The sequence below is a fragment of the Curtobacterium sp. Leaf154 genome, from assembly GCF_001424595.1.
GTDB lineage: Bacteria > Actinomycetota > Actinomycetes > Actinomycetales > Microbacteriaceae > Curtobacterium > Curtobacterium poinsettiae.
In genome coordinates this window covers 302,323-320,157 of record NZ_LMOS01000005.1, presented here as the reverse complement: position 1 = coordinate 320,157, position 17,835 = coordinate 302,323, and the positions used below count along the sequence as shown (strand labels likewise).

At 67.5% G+C, this 17,835-nt stretch carries 16 protein-coding genes; 8 read left to right on the top strand and 8 right to left on the bottom strand.

Annotated features, from left to right (window positions below):
- Positions 1–52: 52 nt before the first annotated feature.
- Together ASF75_RS11665 and ASF75_RS11660 are read right to left on the bottom strand one after the other, a co-directional pair.
- A complete protein-coding gene (locus ASF75_RS11665) occupies positions 53–1,525 on the bottom strand; it encodes a hypothetical protein (RefSeq protein ID WP_042536961.1) in 1,473 nt (490 codons plus the stop codon).
- The gene (locus tag ASF75_RS11660) at positions 1,522–4,614 is read right to left on the bottom strand and encodes an ACP S-malonyltransferase (protein ID WP_140449145.1); all 3,093 of its coding nucleotides are present in this window, start codon (positions 4,612–4,614) and stop codon (positions 1,522–1,524) included. The genes ASF75_RS11665 and ASF75_RS11660 overlap by 4 nt, the downstream gene beginning before the upstream one ends.
- On the opposite strand from ASF75_RS11660, the gene ASF75_RS17705 reads away from it, so the two are divergent.
- The 3 genes from ASF75_RS17705 to ASF75_RS11650 all read left to right on the top strand — a co-directional run bounded on the left by ASF75_RS17705 (position 4,588) and on the right by ASF75_RS11650 (position 7,698).
- Complete coding sequence (locus tag ASF75_RS17705; RefSeq protein WP_140449144.1) at positions 4,588–5,232, top strand: hypothetical protein; 645 nt, start codon at positions 4,588–4,590, stop codon at positions 5,230–5,232. The genes ASF75_RS11660 and ASF75_RS17705 overlap by 27 nt on opposite strands.
- 268 nt (positions 5,233–5,500) lie before the next feature.
- Positions 5,501–6,682 (top strand): MFS transporter, encoded by a 1,182-nt coding sequence (locus tag ASF75_RS11655; RefSeq protein ID WP_056071581.1) that lies wholly within the window; start codon positions 5,501–5,503, stop codon positions 6,680–6,682.
- A gap of 128 nt (positions 6,683–6,810) precedes the next feature.
- Positions 6,811–7,698: a ScbA/BarX family gamma-butyrolactone biosynthesis protein gene (locus ASF75_RS11650; protein ID WP_056071578.1), complete on the top strand. Its 888-nt coding sequence runs from the start codon at positions 6,811–6,813 to the stop codon at positions 7,696–7,698.
- Here ASF75_RS11650 and ASF75_RS11645 read toward each other — a convergent pair.
- Entirely contained in the window at positions 7,685–8,257 is a 573-nt protein-coding gene (locus tag ASF75_RS11645) for a ScbR family autoregulator-binding transcription factor (RefSeq protein WP_235517656.1), read from the bottom strand. The two genes, ASF75_RS11650 and ASF75_RS11645, sit on opposite strands and share 14 nt — an antisense overlap.
- Between ASF75_RS11645 and ASF75_RS11640 the strand changes: the two genes are divergently transcribed.
- Positions 8,171–9,235, top strand: coding sequence for an NAD-dependent epimerase/dehydratase family protein (locus tag ASF75_RS11640; protein ID WP_235517655.1), 1,065 nt, complete (start codon positions 8,171–8,173; stop codon positions 9,233–9,235). The genes ASF75_RS11645 and ASF75_RS11640 overlap by 87 nt on opposite strands.
- Here ASF75_RS11640 and ASF75_RS11635 read toward each other — a convergent pair.
- Complete coding sequence (locus tag ASF75_RS11635) at positions 9,217–10,176, bottom strand: EamA family transporter (protein ID WP_235517652.1); 960 nt, start codon at positions 10,174–10,176, stop codon at positions 9,217–9,219. The two genes, ASF75_RS11640 and ASF75_RS11635, sit on opposite strands and share 19 nt — an antisense overlap.
- A 98-nt stretch (positions 10,177–10,274) precedes the next feature.
- On the opposite strand from ASF75_RS11635, the gene ASF75_RS11630 reads away from it, so the two are divergent.
- Positions 10,275–10,772, top strand: a complete 498-nt coding sequence (locus tag ASF75_RS11630) for a MarR family winged helix-turn-helix transcriptional regulator (RefSeq protein WP_056071569.1) — start codon at positions 10,275–10,277, stop codon at positions 10,770–10,772.
- A gap of 52 nt (positions 10,773–10,824) precedes the next feature.
- Here the strand turns inward: ASF75_RS11630 and ASF75_RS11625 are convergent, their stop codons facing one another.
- Positions 10,825–12,675 (bottom strand): acid phosphatase, encoded by a 1,851-nt coding sequence (locus ASF75_RS11625; protein WP_235517650.1) that lies wholly within the window; start codon positions 12,673–12,675, stop codon positions 10,825–10,827.
- A gap of 400 nt (positions 12,676–13,075) precedes the next feature.
- On the opposite strand from ASF75_RS11625, the gene ASF75_RS11620 reads away from it, so the two are divergent.
- The gene (locus ASF75_RS11620; RefSeq protein ID WP_156463868.1) at positions 13,076–13,264 is read left to right on the top strand and encodes a hypothetical protein; all 189 of its coding nucleotides are present in this window, start codon (positions 13,076–13,078) and stop codon (positions 13,262–13,264) included.
- A 95-nt stretch (positions 13,265–13,359) separates the two neighbouring features.
- Here the strand turns inward: ASF75_RS11620 and ASF75_RS17700 are convergent, their stop codons facing one another.
- From ASF75_RS17700 to ASF75_RS11610, 3 genes are all read right to left on the bottom strand, one after another.
- Positions 13,360–14,565: a hypothetical protein gene (locus ASF75_RS17700; protein ID WP_156463867.1), complete on the bottom strand. Its 1,206-nt coding sequence runs from the start codon at positions 14,563–14,565 to the stop codon at positions 13,360–13,362.
- The gene (locus ASF75_RS11615; protein ID WP_162243022.1) at positions 14,562–15,122 is read right to left on the bottom strand and encodes a DUF4365 domain-containing protein; all 561 of its coding nucleotides are present in this window, start codon (positions 15,120–15,122) and stop codon (positions 14,562–14,564) included. The genes ASF75_RS17700 and ASF75_RS11615 overlap by 4 nt, the downstream gene beginning before the upstream one ends.
- Positions 15,123–15,277: 155 nt before the next feature.
- Positions 15,278–16,459: a tyrosine-type recombinase/integrase gene (locus tag ASF75_RS11610; protein ID WP_235517648.1), complete on the bottom strand. Its 1,182-nt coding sequence runs from the start codon at positions 16,457–16,459 to the stop codon at positions 15,278–15,280.
- Positions 16,460–16,683: 224 nt separating this feature from the next.
- Here ASF75_RS11610 and ASF75_RS11605 point away from each other — a divergent pair, with 224 nt between their 5' ends.
- Positions 16,684–16,914 carry a helix-turn-helix transcriptional regulator gene (locus ASF75_RS11605; protein WP_056071552.1) on the top strand — a complete coding sequence of 77 codons (231 nt, stop codon included), beginning with the start codon at positions 16,684–16,686 and terminating at the stop codon, positions 16,912–16,914.
- Positions 16,915–16,946: 32 nt separating this feature from the next.
- The gene (locus ASF75_RS11600; RefSeq protein ID WP_027467265.1) at positions 16,947–17,570 is read left to right on the top strand and encodes a Rep family protein; all 624 of its coding nucleotides are present in this window, start codon (positions 16,947–16,949) and stop codon (positions 17,568–17,570) included.
- Positions 17,571–17,835: the final 265 nt, after the last annotated feature.

Genomic DNA, 17,835 nt, shown 5'->3' with positions numbered 1-17,835 from the left:
GCGGTCGCGCTCGCCCCGACACCTGCTCGGGGCGGAGCTGTTCCGGTCCCGCTCAGCCGGCCCAACGCCCGCTCCCCGGGACCCGCGGCGGTCCTCCGAGTCCACGCTGGCGGAGCGCCCAGTTGATCAACGCGTGGTCCAGCATGAACAGGCGGTTGCCCTCGTCCACACCACCCTCCGAGATCCGCCCGACCACCCACTCGACCGGGCTGGAACCGTCGTAGTGCGCGTCAGGCTCGAACATCCGGTGCACCTCCCCGATCTCGGCGAGCACGTTGAGCGCGTACGAGAACGGGTAGGGCCGGTTCGCGCGGCCAGCGGCGTCGCCCTCGAGTCCGGTGAACGCCTGCACCATGCGGGTGAGCATCTCGTCCGTGACGAGGTCGCGACGACCGGTGAAGTCGGCAGTCTGCACCAGGTACGAGTACGCGATCCCGGACAGGAAGTAGTCCGCGCCGGGGTCGATCGTCTGCCAGGACCCGACGAGGTCGGTGACGAAGCCGTCGAGGTCGGGGATGACCTGGTCGAGTCGGCGAGCGCCCTGCGCCGCGAGCAGGAGGTACAACCCCATGTGCGTCCGTTCGGCGGGTTGCAGAGCGTCGAACAACGCGAGCGCCTGCTCGAAGCGGCCCGCCGCGTGCCGATCGTGTCCGGAGACGGCGACCGTGTTGAGCATCGTGAGCAGCGGGTACACCCGCGGGAACGCCGGCGACATCGGGCTGGGGAACGACGGCTCGCTGCCGATCTCGTCCGCTCGGTCGAGGTACGCGAACACCCGCTCGATGTGCGGGTCGATCCGTTCTGCGTGCCCGAGCAGGGTGACCGCGGACAGCAAGACGGAGCCGCCGCGGCCTCGGAAGAACGGCGACGGGACACCTTCGACGAGCTGCAGCGCTTCCTCGATGTGGTCCCGGCTCGGCGAGACGAGCCGTTCGCCGATGCCGAGGTGCCAGAAGGCGAGGAACACCGCGGACGAAGCGGACAGGCGCTCGTAGTCGCCGTGTCTGCCGGCGTTCTCGTCGGCGATCCCGTCGGGCTCGACGTCGTCGATCATGGCCAACACCTCGTCCGCGACGTCGTCGAACCCCGGCCTGGGCCGGACCAGTGCGCGCGGCCCGAGCACCAGACGGGCGAGGCCACACTTGGCTGCTGCCTCGATGGTGATGCACCCGGCCATCAACCGGTAGTACGGGTTGCGTTCGCTCCGACCAGCGGCGAGCGCGCGCTGGAGACCGGCAGCGAGGGTCTGGTCATCGGCTGGGTCGCCCGGATCGGACGCGCGGAGCACCGTGTCAGCGAGGTGGTGGGCGAACGCGGTGTAGCCGGTACCCGCCGGGACTCGCTCCCGGAGCAGCGCGAAGACCCGGCGGATCCTCGCGGCGTCGGCGGGGTCGTAGTGCACGGGGCGCTGGCCGAGCCCGATGCCACGCACGATCCGACTCCACGGCGTTGCGATGGTGCGGCTCTCGACCGGGAGATCGATGATCGCAGTCCGCGGCGTGGACGTCGTCGACGTTTCGGTCATCGGTTGTCTCCGTTCGGGGTCGAGTACGGCAGTGCGGGCATCGGGATGCCGAGGAACTCGGTCCTCGAACCCTCGAGCATCTCGACTGCCCAGTTGAGCCACTTGAGTCCTTCGACGTAGATGGCGATGGGTCGACGCTGACTGAGCGGTGAGTCCACGAGCGTGCCGTCGACCTCGGAAAGGAAGTGGAACGGTGGCATCGCCGTGAAGTGCGTGCCCATCGTGAAGACGAACCGCACCAGCCAGTAGGGGTCGTCCGGCACCACGGGCATGCCGTGCGCGTCCGCCCCGTACACGGCGGCCATGACCGGCGCGAAACGCTTCGCCATCCCGGCGTAGGCGACCTGATACGGGTTGCCGTCGTGGAAGCGGACGTCCACGACCGGGCTGCCGTCGTCGGCAACGTCGACCGCGAGGTCGAACTGCTCGTAGTGCATCTCGTCGTAGTGCCCGATCGAGTTGTGCCACGGCTTGTTGTCGTACATCGGGTCGTCGCGCGTCTCACCCCCGTCGCTGCGGAAGCCGATGGCTCGCGGATCGAGGAACATCACCCCGATCGAGTCCGCGGTGATCGCGGCGAGTGCAGCATCGACCTCCGGCTGCGGAGCACCACGCTCGATGAGTTCCTGCGCGCGACGCAACGGTGTCGTGTCGGCGAGCTTGACGTTCTCCGTGTTGGTGTCGCCCATGACGAGCGCGTGCACACGCGGCTCCAGGACGTCGAGGTACTCGGGGTCGGAGCGGAGCGCGTTCAGCAGCGGGCCGATGTTCCGGAGGCGCTGCCCGTCGACGATCACGTGCTCGGTGTCCAGCAGCGCCGCACCGAACGTGTGCGGGGCCGTGCGCCGACAGAGCGCCAACCGTTCCTCGATCTTCCGGAAGTACTGCTCCTCGAGCGTCCCCCCGGGTGCCGGCGCTCGGTGAACCGAATGGACATCGCGGTGCAGAACGCCGATGACCGCCTCGTACACACGGCTGACGACTTCCACGGGAGGCTTCGTGCGCTCCACCCACCTGCTCACTTCCTCCCCCGGGACGTAGGTCATCTCGTAGATCACCTCGCGGAAGGCGTCCGTGTCCGCGACCACGTGCGCGGGAACAGGGAGCTCGCGTGAGGTGATGTTGCCGACCGTCGGGAAGACCCGTCGGAGCTCCAGCGGGAGTGCCTGGAGGTACTCGGCTTGCTTGCGGGCCTTCGCGAACGGCGGGAGCATCACTCCGGTTCCCGACGGGTCCCAGCTGACCGTGCTGAGCGCATCGCTCAACACCTTCCGGACGCGACGCCCGGGGGCGCCGTCACGCTCGACGAAGACCGTCATCGATTCGCTGCCACCCGCACCGAAGCCGACGACGGTCTCACCAGGTTCGAGGTAGGCGTTCACGGTGCTGCTGAGGATCTTGCGGTGCTGCGCGTACCGGAGGACGTGTTCGTGTTCCAGGGATCGGGTCAGCGCCGAACGTTCCTCGGCCTCGTCGAGGTCGATGTTGACTCCACGGTGCCAGATCTCTCCAGGGGACCGGACGGTGATGACGTCAGCGCGGTGCGGGACCGAACGAACACGGTGGTTCGGCAGCGTCGAACCGAGGGACACGACGAGGCAGACACCGTTCAGCTGGATCCGACGCTCGGGGACGTCGAGTGCCCCTTCTACGAGCACGGCTCGGGTCGCATCGATGAGCTCCCGCCGGGTGGTGAGCGGAACGCCCTCGGGCGAGAGCACCGAGATCGATGCGTCCCCGATCTTGTCGGCGAGTTCCGCCAGGTCGTGACGAACGTCCTCACGATCCGGGTTCCGCGCACCGCGGAGGGACCGAGCGACCAACGGCACCACGTCCTCTGGGTCCACCGCACCCGAAACGGCGAGCGCGACCAACCATCCGCACCTGTCGCTGCCGGCCAGGTGGTGATCGGTCTGCGCCAGGAGCGCTGGGCGGTACGTCCGCACGAGTTCGAACAGCGACGAGCGGTGGGCGACGAGGGCCGTGGCAGCGTTGCGCCAGACAGCGCCGATCGGCTCGGGCTCCGGGCCGGATCCGTCGCCCAGCACCTTGGGTCGTGCGACGGCGCCCACGAGACGCGCGTGGATCTGTTCGGCGAGTGGGTGCGCCCGGACCAGCCGCCGCACCGTTCGGCTGAGGTCTTCCGGCCCCGTGTCGACCTGGTGCTCGAAGTGGAACACGGTCGACTCGACGTGCGACGGCGCGGCGAGGTCCCGCACGGAGACGTTCCCGTCGGCGTCGAGCACCTCGAGCTCGGTTCGAGCGTGCCCGAGCTGCTCTGGGCTTCCCGTGAGGTACTTCTTGACGCGCGCACGGATGACGATCTCGCCGGCTGCCACGTCGACGTGTTCACGGTGGGCATGGGTGGTGCCGAACACCTCGAGGAACCGACGGATGCCGATCAGGTCGTCGCGTTGGGGCCGATCAGCGAGGCTGTCCATGGCCGTTCCGATGACCCGCCGGATCCACCGTTCGTGCAGCCTCGACCCGGCCGCGGTCCGGAAGGCCGTGCGGAGGAGGTCGAACTCCACGGGTCCGGGCGTCGCCCCCGTCGTCAGGAGATCACGGAGCGTTGCGCGAAGCCGTCCGGACAGATCGATCGCGTCGAACAAGCCTGCGTCGTCCGCGGTTCCGGTCCAGGGCGCCGAAGGAGTCTCGGCACCGTTCGCGACGAGCAGTTCGAGGGATTTCCCGCCCGGCCCGAGTTCCAACACCATGTCGGCATCGATGGCGCGGATGCGCGCCACGGTCGCTTCTGAGTTCATCGGGCGATCGGTCATCGCCAGGACGGCGTCGCGCACCTCGGCAGCGGTCTGCAGCAGTGCATCACGGTGGTTGGCCACCAGTGGCACCTGCGGATCCGTGAACACGATGCCCTGCTGAGTCATCCAGCTCGCCAGCGCATCGCGGACCACGTGCATGCGCGACGCGTGTGCCAGGAAGGTCGTCGGCTCCTTGAGTTCGACCGTCTCGATGAAGGGGAATCGTTCGAACATCTGCCGGAACCGTTCCATGTACCCGGTCCGCACGTACGCGTTCATCTGCCGCCACGAGTAGCGCTTGTGGATCTCGACGTCGGTGACGGGCACCGTCGCATCCAGGTGGTCGAGCAGATCGGCCAAGTGCTCGGGTTCGCCGTGCAGGGCGATCACGTGCGCGGGCTCTCGGACCGGACGCTCCCCGGGCGCGAACCGCGGGAGATGCTGCCGAAGGCCTGCGATGAAGGCATCGTCCTGTTCGATCGGCGGTGCGTCCTGTTCCGATGCGAGCAGCATCAGCGGTGTGAAGGCCTCCGAGATGCGGATGCCGTCCCGCACGGACAGGGCACCGGCCGCCACTGCGGCAGTGAGGATGCCGAAGCTCTCACCGGTGTACGCGGTGAACTCGATCTCGACGTGCGCGGCAGCGGCCCGCTCGCGGAGGTGACGCTCGAGACCGAGGCTGTGGGCCAGGAAAGCGGCACCGATGTGGCCCTGGCGCCGCAAGCGGTCGGTCGGCATCGAAACGCCGAAGCGGATGCCGTCAGCGTCACGCGGTTCATGGAGCGCCGCAGCAGCCTCCGAGAGCAGCGCTCGGACGGGAGCGCTCGAGGCCGCGAACTGGTCGGCGCCCCGGAACGCGGATCGGCTGCCGAGCCCCGGGAAGAAGCCGACGAGCCTCGCTGGCGGCGCCGTGAGCGGGACCGGTCGAATCGTGTTGGTACCTGATGCTGGCGGCAACGTGCTCTCGATGGTCATGTGCCTTCTCCCTCTTCGGCGATACGACAGCCCCCGGCTGCCGAGATGAACAAAACCGGCCAACCGGCTTGTTTGTCAAGAAAGGTCGGGAGAGTTCATCGCCGCGTTACGCCGATGAAACAAAGCCACGGTAGATCTCTGTGAACTCGTACAGTTGAAGTAGCGATTGGTGCTCAGATTGACAAAACCGGCCAATTGGCTTGTTTAATGCTGTTGCCACCCATCGGAAGGAAGCATCATGCCCATCGGACTCATCGCACTCGCCCTCGGCGGGTTCGGGATCGGCCTCACCGAGTTCGGCATCGTCGGACTCCTGCCGGAAGTCGCAGCTGACACCGGGGTCACCGAGCCCGTCGCTGGCTACCTCGTCTCCGGCTACGCTCTCGGCGTCGCAGTCGGAGCAATCGCGCTCACGGCGCTCGTCTACCGCCTCGAGCGCCGCAAGGTCTTGATCGGACTGATGGGGCTCTTCATCATCGGGAACCTGCTGTCCGCGATCGCACCCGACTACTCCGTGCTCCTCATCGGGCGGGTCATCGCCGCGCTGTGCCACGGAGCGTTCTTCGGCATCGGCGCCGTCGTCGCCGCGGACATGGTGCCGGCGAACAAGAAGGCCGGCGCGATCTCCCTGATGTTCGCTGGCCTCACGGCAGCGAACGTGCTCGGCGTGCCACTCGGTACGTTCCTCGGGCAGCAGCTCGGATGGCGGTCGACGTTCTGGGCGATCACGATCATCGGCGTCATCGCACTCGTCGGCATCCGCGCACTCGTCCCCATCACGCCGGGTGCGACCGGCTCCAGCCTCCGGACTGAGTTCGCCGTCTACCGACGCCCGCAGGTGTGGGTGTCAGCGGCAGCGAGTGTCTTCGCGTTCGGCGCCGTCATCGGCGCGTTCACCTACATCGCGTTCACCCTGACCGAGGTCACCGGCTTCTCCCAGAGCGCCGTCCCGTGGCTCCTGGTCCTGTTCGGCGTGGGAACCTTCATCGGCAACTTCGTGGGCGGGAAGCTCGCCGACCGGGCGCTCAACCCGTCGCTCATCGCGATCCTGGCCGTACTGACCGTCGTGCTCGTCGTCTTCGCGCTCACCGCGACGAATGCCATCGCGACCGTCGTGCTGCTGCTGCTCCTCGGCACCGTCGGACTGTCCACCGCTCCGGGCCTGCAAGTCCGCATGATGACCTTCGCGGGGGACGCTCCCACGGTCGCTTCCGGGACGAACATCGCCGGGTTCAACATCGGCAACGCGATCGGCGCATGGCTGGGCGGCGCGACCATCGGCGCTGGCCTCGGGTTCACCTCGCCCCTCTGGGCGGGTGCTGGTCTCGCCGTGGTCGGCGTCGCTGTGCTCGCCGTCGGATCGATCCGACGCACCCGGAACGTCCCGACGTCGACCGCCCCGGTCGTCGTCACGCAGTGATGGACCGACTCGATTCCCCCGGCTGACCTCGGCCGGTCGACGCCCGCGCCGTGGGACCCGGCGCGGGCGTCGTGCACTCGCACCCCGCATCCCGTGTCCGGAGCGCCACAGAAGAACGGAACGCCATCATGCCTGTCGGAGAAGCACCACTCCTCACCCACGCACAGCTCGTGCCAGGGCGCCTCGTCCATCGCCGGGCGCTGTCCGACGTCCTCGTCACCGAAGCGCACGCCCTGGGCGATGACACGTTCATCGCAGGAGCCCAGTGGCCCCGCAACCACCGCCTCTTCGGGAGATCTACGGACGTCGACGTCTCCCTCGTCGCGGAGACGGTCCGACAGGTCACGATCTTCCTCGCGCACACCGAGTACGAAGTCCCTGTCGGGGACGCCTTCCTGATGGGGGCCATGCAGGTCGCCACCGTGAACCGGGTGATGAACGAGGTGGGGCCGGATCTCGCCGTCACCATCCGAGCGACGGAACTCCGTCGCTCGGCGCGCGGGCTCGCGTCGTTCGTCGTCGAGGCCGTGATTCGCGACGCCGACGGTGAGGTCGCCCGGGGGAACGCCAGCGCGCGCATCCTCGATCAGCGGACCTACGCCAGGACACGTCGGGGCCGCACCGCACCGCTGGTCGTCAACGGTTCTGGTCCGGGGCGAGACACACTCGACGTGATCGCCCCGACTCCGCGACCCGGAGTCTCGATGCTCGTCGTCAACACCGCGGAGACGGCCTTCTTCGATCATCCGCTCGATCACGTTCCGGGGATGCTCCTCATCGAAGCGGCCCGTCAAGCGATCCGAGCTGACGGGGGTCCGGCGCTGGCCGGCCTCGATGCGGTGTTCGACGCCGTCGTGGAGTTGGACGAGCCGTGCGTGATCGTCGTCGAGCGGCATCGCGATGACTGGCTCGTGCGCTTCGAGCAAAGTGGGGAGATCCGGACGTCGATCATCGGGCGCCGCGCAGCATCGAGGGCAACATCGGAGGCGGCGCTCGTCGAGGTCAGCGCCGGATGAGCGAGAGCACTGCCGAGCACGAGTCCGATCGCTCGGGCACGACGATCCCGGGCAACAGGATCTCCCACATCTCACGAACGCGCTCGAACAGGTCCTGCCGATCGTGCAGGGTGTCGGACACCAACTGCACCCCTGTGTACGCCGGAACGACGAAACGGGCAAGCCGTACGGAATCGATGTCGGGCCGCAGATCGCCCTGCTCCACGGCCAAGGCGATCAGGTTCTCGAACGTCGCCATCCAGTCACGGTACGGCGCGACGTTGGAGAGCGAGCTCGCTGAGCCGTCGGTGGTGAGGCGGATACCAGCGCTGACGACCCCGTCGCTGACCAGTTGGCGGGCAAGACCGGTGCACATGCGGATCATGGCCTCGAAGGCCGAAGACGCCTTCGCGATGGCCACCTCTGCGTCGACTCGCGCGACCCGGTGCTGCTCCACGATGACCGCGTCTGCGATCTCTTCCTTGGAGCGGAAGTGGAAGTACATGGCGCCGCGGGTCACTCCGGCTTCGTCCGCGATCTGGTCGAGCGAAGCGCCCGCGTACCCTCGGCGCTCGAACACCTTGGCTGCACCGCGGACGACAGCGGCCCGCGTCTGCAGCGCCCGCTCCTGCGTCGGCTCGGTCCTGGTGCTCATCTGATGTCGATCGTAGCCGACGGCCGTCGGGAAGCGACCAGACCGACGGGCGCGAAACGGGTTGCCGTCACCGGCAGCACGGGATTCATCGGTCGGCACGTCGTCTCGGCGCTCAGGGCGCGCGGGATCGAGTCGATGGCATTGGATCATGCCACGTTCGATGACGAAGGTCGACGACGACGAGCGTTCGAGGGGGTCGATGCGGTCGTGCACTGCGTCTCGGCGGTTTCCGGCTCATCCGCGGCGATCCGTGCAGCGAACGTCGATGCGACCCGGGTTCTCGTACGGTCCTCACGCGCCGCCGGCGTGGACCGCGTCATCGCCGTGTCGACGGCTGCGGTCACCGGGATCGGACCGCATCGTGGAGCCTCGGGCACTGCTACACCGCACACGTCGTCGCCGGTCAGCCGCGCTCGCGCGAAGGGCGAACAGATCCTTGCCGAGGCCGGCGCGATCATCGTCCGCCCGAACATCGTCTGGGGCGCTGGCGATCGCTGGGCGGTGCCGACGATCGCACGCATCGCCGCAGGGTCGAACGACGAGACCTCGACCTGGCAGGCAGTCGTGTCCGCGGTCGGGGTGCGTGACCTCGCAGAAGGCCTTGTCGGCATCGCGGCGAGCGCCCACGCGACGCCGATCGGGCCCCTGGTCCTGCATGCGGACGCGCCGACGCCGATCCCGGTCAGCGCCATCGTGGAGTGGGTCCGGGAACACGTCCTGACCTCCGCCGAACCGCGCGGACCGCTGCCGCGCCTGAGCGATCACCAGCGCTCGATGCTCGAAGTCGACAACTGGTTCGACGGGTCGGCGTTCTGGCGAGCAGCGGGTGTCCCCGCGCCAGAGCCGTTCCAGCCGCTGCCGACCGACGCGGAGTGGTACCGCGATCACATCCTCACGACGTAGCCGTCGAGGTCGTCTTCCCCGGTCCCGGTGCTGCGACCTCGTGGCCGCCCGCTCTGCGGGCCCCGGCTCGGAAGCCCGAGCTGGCCGCCGAGAGAACCGAGGAGCGCGACGACGAAGCCGACGATCTGCAGCGGCGACAGCGCCTGGCCGAGGACGACCCACCCGAGCAACGCAGCGGTCAACGGACTGAGAACGCCCAACAACGCGATCCGGGCCGACGGCAGCGCCCGTGCGCCTCGGAACCAGACGCTGTAGGCCAGGGCCCCACCGACCAGCGTGAGCCAGGCGTACCCCGCGTACCCGGCGGCGGTCGGCTGCCACGGCCCGCTGTCGACGATCGGGATGAGCGGGGCGATCACCACGCCCCCGACGATGAGTTGCCATGCGGTCGAGGTCAGGGGGCGTGTGCCCTCCGGGGTGCCCCACCGACGAGTGAGCAGGAGCCCCAACGCCATGGACACCGTCCCGAGCGCCGCCGCCCCGAGCCCGAGCACGTCGAACACCGCATCTCCGCTGAGGGAGACGAGCGCGACGCCCACCAGGGCCACGACGCCCCACACCACGTGGGCGATCGCGGGCCGCCCCCACCGCAGCGCCACGGTCAGTGCCACGACGACGAGCGGCTGGAGCGCACCGACGATGGCCGCCAGGCCTCCCGGCAACCGGTCGGCCGCGACGAACAGCAGCGGGAAGAAGCACCCGATGTTGAGCATGCCGAGCACGAACGTCCGGAGGCGCCAGCCCCGCGGTGGGACTCCCGGCCGGATCGCGAGCAGCAGCAGGCCGGCGGGGAGTGCACGCAGGACGCTCGCAGTCATCGGGTGATCAGCGGGCAGGAGCTCCGTGGTGACCACGTAGGTGGATCCCCAGACGATCGGCGCCACGGCCGCGGTGAGCGTGATGCCGGCAGACGCGGACGTGGATCGGGAGCGGTCGGTCATCTGCACACCGCCTTTCCTTCAGGCTGAACTTCTCAACGTTGAGACATTATTGCCCCGATAGGCTCGCGTCAAACAGTTCAGCGTGAAGGAGTGCTCTGATGGAGGATGCCGTCGATCGAGTCCTGGCCCAGTGGGGCCGGGAACGACCAGACCTCGACGTCCGCGCGATGGCCGTCATCGGGCGCATCGGGCGCGCCGAAGCGATCCTCGACCGGAAGGTCGGTGCCGTCCTCGCCGAGCACGACCTGCTCCCGGGCGAGTTCGACCTCCTCGCGACCCTCCGACGTTCGGGATCGCCACATCGGCTGGCCGTCGGACAGATGCTCGCCTCGACGATGGTGACCTCCGGGGCCGTCACGAACCGCTTGAACCGGCTCGTCGCGAAGGGCTTCGTCACGCGGCAGACCGACCCCTCGAACCGACGCAGCGTGCTGGTCACGTTGACCGATCACGGGCTGACGGTGGTGGACGCAGCGTTGGCCCGGCACGTCGAGGACGAACGGGAGCTCCTCGGCACGCTGAGCAGCGACGAGGAGCAGCAGCTGGCCGGGCTCCTCCGGAAGCTGCTGCTCGGCCTCGGCGACGGGGCGGACTGAGCACAGCCCGCCGTGGCCACCGGCCCCGGAGAGTCGCCTGACGCGCTCCGTCTCAGGCGGCGCCGTGGCCCCGGCCGTGGCCGTGCTTCGTCGCGTTGGCGTTGACGAGGTGCAGTTCGTTGCCGTGGCGCTCCAACACGGGCTTGTACCCGGCGGGCAGGCCGGCGACGCGGACCCTGCTGAAGCTCGAGCCCTTCGCGATCCGGTCCGCCGTGATCAGGACCACGTCGTTGGACACGGCCGTGCCCTTGGCGACGTGCACCCGCAGCGTCCCGCCGAACGACGCCGTGCCGTCGACGCGCATGGCTGGACGGGGCCCGGAGACGCTCAGCGACAGTGCAGCGTGCGAGCGCTGCGTCAGGTTGCCGCCGATTCGGATCACCCTGGTGCTGGCATCGGCGAGCGTGCCGGAGACAGTGGCCACCGACCCCTTGCCCAGGGCAGCAGCGGAGTCCGCCGTTAGCGTCCCACCGCGGACGATGGTGCCGCCGGTGTAGCGGTTCGAGCCGGCGAGGGCGAGGCTGCCGGTACCCCGCTTGGTCAGTGACCCGTTCCCGCCGATGTTGTTGCGCCAGGTGTCGGCGGCGTCCAGGCCCTTCTCGGCGGCGTTCATCGACACCGACACCGCGCTGTCGAACGCTCCGTAGCCGGACGCTGCCGAGAAGAGGTCGAGGCGCCCCCACCCTTCCGCGTCGTCCAGCAGGGGGTAGCCCGACGGCAGCGCGGTCGTCCGGAGCACCTCTCGGATCTGGGCGTCGCTGAGGTACGGCAGGCGGGTCCGCAGGAGCGCTTCAGCACCCTTCGGCACCGTGGCCGGGATCGTCTTCGCGCCGGTGCGCGTGAACCCGTACGTCAGACGCCCGCGGTAGTCCTTCTTGTCCGCTGCGTAGTCCGCGTACCGATCGACCGCGCTCGGGCCGGCTGCGGCGAGGACCTTCTCCGCCTGCTGGTGCGCCTGCTGCTCGAGCTGCGTGTTGGCCGGGTCGTTCAGGACGGCCGCTGCCAGCGCAGTCGCCAGGACCCGTCCGCCCATGACGTCGAGCGGCGAGTGCATCCCCGCGACGATCCGACTGTTGCCGATCTCCGAGCCGTTGGTGAGGAGCTCGGTGTACTTCTCCGGGTACGCGTACGCGAAGGCCAGAGATGCCAGGTAGCCGGCGTTGGTGTGTCCGCTGGGGAAGCCGCCGTCCGTGGCGGGCGTCGGGGACTTCTCGGGGACGAGCTGCGGCAGCACCTTGACGTCCTGGCTCTGCCGGTACGGCCGCGGGTACTGGTAGTACTTCTTCGCGTTGCTGGCAGAGGAGTAGTCGCCCCGCAGCGTGTTCACCAGCTGGACGACGTCGCCGAGCTCCGAATCGGTGTCCGCCCACGCGCCCTTCGCGTTGCCCTGGTCGACGTACTGCTTCGTCGTGGCGTCCGCCGGGATCTCGTCGGGGATCGTCGTGCCCGCGTTCGTCGCGGTCCGCACCGCGTCGGACAGGTCACCGAAACCCGCGATGGCCGAGTAGCTCTGGTTCCGTCGGTCGATCAGGTACGCCTCGTGCCCCTGCGCATCCGTCCGGGTCTGCGTGGTCCGCGCTGCCTGCGCGATGTTCGAGTCCAGGATCCGCTGCGCTGCAGCGCTGGTGGCGACCCCGCTGTCCCAGGACGATCCCGGGCGCCACAGGGTGCCGAACTGCGACAGCACCCCGGTCGCGGCGTTCGTCTCCGGCGTCGTGGCGGCAGGGGTGTTCGTCTTGTAGGTGTCTACGAAGTACCCGTAGGCGCCTGGACGCGGCGCGGTCCGCGATGTCGCCGCAGATGCGCCCGCCGGAGCGATCAAGGACACGGCGCACGCCACCGCCAGGACCCCCATCACCGTGCGGGCCCGACGTCTCGGAACAGCGATCAGGAACCGGCGCATGGCGTTCTCTCCACTCGAAGCGTGGTCACACGATTCGGTGACACAGAGCAGAAGCGTGGCGCAGGCGCGTGAACCGGAAGTGGCACCTGCGTGAACCGCTGCCGTACTCGCTGCTGCTGGTCACAACGGAACCACGCCGGGTCCATCGCCGAACAGCAGAAGAGCCTCAGCTCCCCGTCTGACCGGGGATCTGAGGCTCTTCTGGATGGCGGTACCGGTGGGATTTGAACCCATAGGCCGAGCAGCGGAAGTAAGGGCGAAGCGGCGAGATCCCGGTCCTGACGCGGAGGTGGGACGCGGTTGCTCCCACCTTCACCCGCCTCCAAACCGGTGATCCGTTACTGCTCAGTTACCGCAGCGCCGACGGCGAGCCGAGGTCATCGGCGGAGCAATGGGCGCCGTGAAGCTCGATCACGGGCACGATCAGGCTTGCGTCATCTTCCGATACGACCCCGCGCAGTCTGACGTCGCGAAACCCGAAACGCGGATCTCCGACGAGGTCACGACCATCTGCGAGTCGGCCGACGCGAACGGCCACGAACTCTCGGGTCGCGGCAGTCTGAGTCAGGCGGTCCGTGACGCTCACTGATACTTTCCAAACGACGACGGCAGGCGCCCCACTCGAGGTGCTGGCCGTTGCTCTTACCGATGGTCAGCACTTGCGACACCCTGGGGTGCCTCTCCTTACGCGCTCACATCATCGATTCCCGATAGTGCATCCTCGAGAGCTCGCGGACTCGCGATCCCAGCCAGGCGTGCAGAGCGGCCTGGTCGCCGTTCAACTTCGCCCTGGAGTACGACAGTCGTGCCTTGACTCATCCACAGGTGGATCTGTTCCAGCCGCTCGCGCCGGACCACGGCCTCAACGCGTCCATGCCGCGAACTTGTCCCGGATGGAGCCTGGACAGCGATTTCTCCAAAGGGGTCACCAGGACTGTGCTCGATGCGGATGATTGGACCGGTGATGACGCGCACTGCGTCTCTCCTCGACGTCGACAGCAACTGCACTGCGCGAGAGATCAGGTGGCGTGCATCGGCGTCAGCCGGAATACTGATCCGGCTCGGCGGGTCAGCCGGGATGCCCTCAATGGGTGCCCATGCGAATCCGGTCTCGAGCCATCCAACGTCGGGCTCGGACACGGCACGGCTGAGGTTCGCGAACATTTCCTTCGTACCGCCGGCAATGATCACGGGTGCGAGATCTCGCATGCTCGGATCGGTGGCGGGCTGCACAACATGCTTTTCGAACGCTGCCATCGCCTGCGCGAGAGTGCGCGTTACACGACGCTCCGCAGACTCTGAAGGCGCGGACGAGAACACTTCATTATCAAGCTGTGTTTCGGGTTCGGGCTCCGGCGGATTGACTCTGAGCGCCACGGGGAAGGTGAACGATCCTTCCTCGGTGTGGGCGAGCCGAGCTTCCCGAACAATCTCATCGGCGAGCTTGGAGTAGTTGCTACCAATCGACTGGCGTGGACGACGAGCCGCTGTCGCCGCTGCACGCATCATGCCGAAGGCTGAGCTGATCACGGTGGCGCCGGTTTCTAGCGGAACGGTGTGGCGACCATCGATGCGAAACCGCGTGACGTCGAATCGCACCATCTCGAGAGCCCGCTCTAACTGCGCTCGCTGCTCTTCGTGAGCGGCGGCGACGCGCTCAAGTAAATCGGTCCAAAGGAAGGTGCCGAGCCTAACCTCGTGCGGAACGTACATCTCGGCTTGGTACGTGACGTTCTTTGCCGCGTCTGGGTGATCGTGCGCGACGTAGTCCGATGGCAACTGGATGGCACCAAACGCCCAAAGATCCGATCCACGCGGATTGTCCTCGATCTTCGACCATCCGCGGGATCGCAGCAACGCGACGAGGTCTTCGGCGACGTTTGCGCTCACGTCGCACCTCCCCGTCCGTTCTTGTGGAAGTCGTAGACCTCGTCCCGCCAGTCGTAAAGCGTTTCCGCCGTGATTCGATCCGCGCGCGTGAACTTCATCGACGTGGTGTGTACAGCCGGATCGAACCGCTTCCCGAAGGCCACGGTCCGATGCACCGTCGACGATGTCTTGCCATCAATCCAATCACTGACCACCGACGGCACCTTCACGAGCACCACGAAGACCGGCACCAGACTGTCCGTCCACTTGTCGACCCAGCCGGTCTCGAGCTGCAGGCTCGCAACACCCAGACCCACCTTGAACTTGCTCGTGCACTTGATCTGAACTTCGGCGCTCGCCCGCCCGAATTTCAATGTGACGTCGACGGCATCGATGTCCTCATCAGGGGACGTTTCCTGCAGCCCGACGCCCGCGTGGGCTGCGAGCGAGCGCAAATACGCCACACCGTAGCGGCCCTTGCGCCCGTTGTCCGTGAAATGGCTGCCTGCCGGGATCGCAAGACGCGACGACACAGAGGGGCTTTTCGGAGCCCCTGCGCCTGTCCTGATCGCCGCCATCAGGGTCAGCATAGCGAGGAGTTGTCATGCCTTGCTTGACATCGAGTTGCACTCGTACAGGGTGGAACGAGGTCGCGCGGAAGAGATGAGCGGGACGATCGAGGTGAGCGCCGTGATCGGCTCGCAGGAAGTTCGCGCAGGAACGTCCTTCGCCGCTAGGAGCGGGATGGTCGATCAAGCAAGCGGGCGTTTCGGGCGTTGTCCAATGCGACAGCCACGGTGTCCAGGTCGTCTTCAAACAAGTCCGCATACCGGTCAAGCGTCATCGCCGCAGACGAGTGGCCGAGCATGCGTTGCACGGCCTTCACGTTCGCGCCGGCGCTGATCGCCAGAGATGCGGCCGTGTGCCGGAGATCGTGCGGAGTCACGACAGGCATGACCGGCGGCACCTCATCGCCCCGCTCGCGCGCTTCGGCTGCGGCTTCTTGGTCTGCAGCACGGACGCGGCCAACTGCGCCGACAAACCAGCCCTTCCGAGAGTCACCGGGGCGCAGGTGTTCTAGCCCTGCGCCCCAGAGGAGATCATCAGCGGACTTCCTGTCGCACGCAGCCCCGAGCGCGCCGTCAAGGAACGCCGGGTAGACCACTGAGCGCCGTTCGTGTGTCTTCGGAGTTCCGACGATCACTGTTCCGTTGACGTTGACCGCGTTCTCCTCGACTCTGACTCGCCGCGCCGCCCGGTCAACGTGCCGAACGCGGAGCCCGGTCGCCTCGCCCCACCTAAGTCCCGTGTAGGCGAGGAAACGCACGAGGTCGGGGTACTTGGACGCGACGGCGAGACGCTCTACCTGCTCGTGAGTGAGGTAGGCACGCCGGCCCTTCGTCTTGCGAGGAAGCTTGATCTCGCGCGCCGGGTTCGAGGTCAGCCGCTTGTCCTTCACCGCCCCGTCGATGATCGCAGCGAGCACGCCATGAGCACGAGCGACAGTGGTCGCGCTTCGCGTCTCGGCGATCTCGCTGATCCACGCTTGGATCTCGGTGTGCCGGATTGAACCGAGCGCACGACCGCCCCACTTCGGCTCGACGTGTACTCGCCAAGCGGACTCGTCCGAGTGGAAGGTCGATGGCTTGACCCACGCTCGATGGGAGGCGATCCAGTCAGATCCGAGGGCCCCTAGGGTGAGGCGACTGTCGCTGGGGGCGATGTACGATCCATCGAGCTTCGCGGCCTCCAGAGTGGTGAGGTAGTTCTCCGCATCGCGCTTTAGCCTGAACCCGCCCTTCCGAGCGGGCTTGCCATCCGGTCGGCGGTAGCGAGCTTCGAAGCGCGAGCCCTGCTTCGTGTCGTACTTATAGACGCTGCCCATCAGTCCCTTGTCGTTTGTGAAGCTCCGCATCGAGAATCTTGGCGGATTCCGAATGCGCCCGCAAGAACGTGCACGAATGTGTATACTTGAGGCCGCGAATGACGAACGCGGCGAAGCAAGCACCGTTACCGATGTAAGTGACAGTCGGGGAAGTGAGCGCCGCAGGGAGAACGATCTCCCACCGACCGATCACCGTCGGACCACCCTCCTCGGGGATAGAGCTAGCGCGATCCGAGGGTCCTCTAGGACCCTCCATGCCCGTCATCTCTGCAGTTAGCACCCCGCTCCTCGACGCTCTGATCACCCCGGCGACCCTGTCCGAGCGTCTTGGCTTGTCGCAGCGCACTCTGAGCGAGAAGCGCATTACCGGCACCGGACCAGCCTTTATCCGCCTCGGGAAGTCCGTTCGCTATCGCCCCGAGGCGGTGGACGCTTGGCTTCTGTCCCAGGAGTTCGGCAGCACCTCTGAGGAGGGGCGCCGATGAGCTCTGGCGAGACTCCAACGAGTCCTTCCACGATGGGTCGGGGAGGCGGAAAGCGTACTCGCCGCTTCAGGGTCGTCTCGCAGACGCTGGCGCGAGATGCCGTCGCCCACGCGCTCGATCGGCCGAACGTCGAGCGCTACGCGGGCATCGTGCACGATAAGGACCGGGGTGTCCGCAAGCACGTTCACGTCATCTTCGCGCTCAGGGATGCCCGCAGCTACGAGACCGTAGCCAACATGCTGCAGGTCCCAGTCGAGCTTGTCCGACCGGTCGTTGGCCAGCGCGGGGATCCTCATTCCTTCGCGCGCGCTGTCCGCTACCTGACGCACGAGTCTCCGACCGAGCAGGCAAAGGGCAAGCACCTCTACGCCGACAGCGAGGTGTTCGCCTCCCCGAGTTACGACTGGCGAGCCGAAGTCGACGCCCTGCGGGCCCATGAGGGCCACATCCCCCCGCTTCTCGATCGACTCCGAGAGGCGGTGCTGAAAGGCGAACGGAGCGCGCGCAGCGTCTTCGACGAGTACCCGCAGATTTTCGTTCGCCACCTCATGGAGTTCGAGCGACTCGACGAATCAGCCCTGCGGGAGTACGCGACACCCGAGCTGCGCGCCGCTCGTCTGGCAGAACGGAAGCAGCGGGCGCGAGGCATGCTGTGACGGGCGCCATCGAGCCGCGCGATGTCGCGGCGTCGTCGGCAAATGATTGCAGAAATGATTGCAGAAATGATTCGCTGGCTCGCGGAACTGGGCGCCCTGCCCTCGAGGCAGACCGCCGCTCTGCCGAGCGAGTCGCGACTCTCGATTGCGGGTGCGACCCTACGGCGTCCGCCGAGGCCTCTCCGTGCGTCTGGGCCGCCGGGCAACAGCCGCCGGCGGTTGGGGAACTGCACTGGAAGGCGAGCCCGCTCGCGTGGAGTCCCCC

Coding starts and splice junctions, on each gene's coding strand:
- ASF75_RS11665 (WP_042536961.1), bottom strand. CDS start 1,525: ATGACCGAAACGTCGACGACGTCCACGCCGCGGACTGCGATCATCGAT.
- ASF75_RS11655 (WP_056071581.1), top strand. CDS start 5,501: ATGCCCATCGGACTCATCGCACTCGCCCTCGGCGGGTTCGGGATCGGC.
- ASF75_RS11650 (WP_056071578.1), top strand. CDS start 6,811: ATGCCTGTCGGAGAAGCACCACTCCTCACCCACGCACAGCTCGTGCCA.
- ASF75_RS11635 (WP_235517652.1), bottom strand. CDS start 10,176: ATGACCGACCGCTCCCGATCCACGTCCGCGTCTGCCGGCATCACGCTC.
- ASF75_RS11630 (WP_056071569.1), top strand. CDS start 10,275: ATGGAGGATGCCGTCGATCGAGTCCTGGCCCAGTGGGGCCGGGAACGA.
- ASF75_RS11625 (WP_235517650.1), bottom strand. CDS start 12,675: ATGCGCCGGTTCCTGATCGCTGTTCCGAGACGTCGGGCCCGCACGGTG.
- ASF75_RS11615 (WP_162243022.1), bottom strand. CDS start 15,122: ATGGCGGCGATCAGGACAGGCGCAGGGGCTCCGAAAAGCCCCTCTGTG.
- ASF75_RS11610 (WP_235517648.1), bottom strand. CDS start 16,459: ATGCGGAGCTTCACAAACGACAAGGGACTGATGGGCAGCGTCTATAAG.
- ASF75_RS11605 (WP_056071552.1), top strand. CDS start 16,684: ATGCCCGTCATCTCTGCAGTTAGCACCCCGCTCCTCGACGCTCTGATC.
- ASF75_RS11600 (WP_027467265.1), top strand. CDS start 16,947: ATGGGTCGGGGAGGCGGAAAGCGTACTCGCCGCTTCAGGGTCGTCTCG.